At 47.7% G+C, this 413-nt stretch carries 1 protein-coding gene; it reads left to right on the top strand.

Features of this window, described 5'->3' with window-relative positions:
• The coding region (locus KDM90_RS17605) for a calcium-binding protein (RefSeq protein WP_268977760.1) at positions 1-413 on the top strand (413 nt) is incomplete at both ends.

The following is a 413-nucleotide window of genomic DNA, read 5'->3' as shown; positions in this document are numbered from 1 at the left end:
CAATTCACAAATCTCACTGGCTTGGCGGGGGTTACGGTTGACCTTCAACTGGGGTATTCGTACAACGCAACTTTAGGCAGCGACACGGTCAGCTCGATCGAAATCGTTCAAGGGTCTTACAGAAATGACAGAATTTTTGGATCGCGGAACAACGATACTTTATACGGCAATGATGGCGACGATTATCTCGCCGGCACTGGCGGTAACGATACCATTTATGGTGGAAATGGAAATGACACTATGTATCTTGCATCTGCAAGCACATGGGCGTCGGGCGACAATGGAAATGACAATATCGTGGCCGGTTCCGGTAACAATACAATTATAGGTGGAGCTGGAAACGATACGATCAGTTGCGGTTCAGGTGTGGATATCGTGGTTTTCGGTTCAGTCCTTGACGCAAATACCAACGT

The organism is Affinundibacterium fentianense, from assembly GCF_018139545.1.
Taxonomy (GTDB): Bacteria; Pseudomonadota; Gammaproteobacteria; order Burkholderiales; family Burkholderiaceae_D; genus Undibacterium; species Undibacterium fentianense.
The sequence above is the reverse complement of the archived record's forward strand: the minus strand, read 5'-3'. Positions and strand labels throughout refer to the sequence as shown.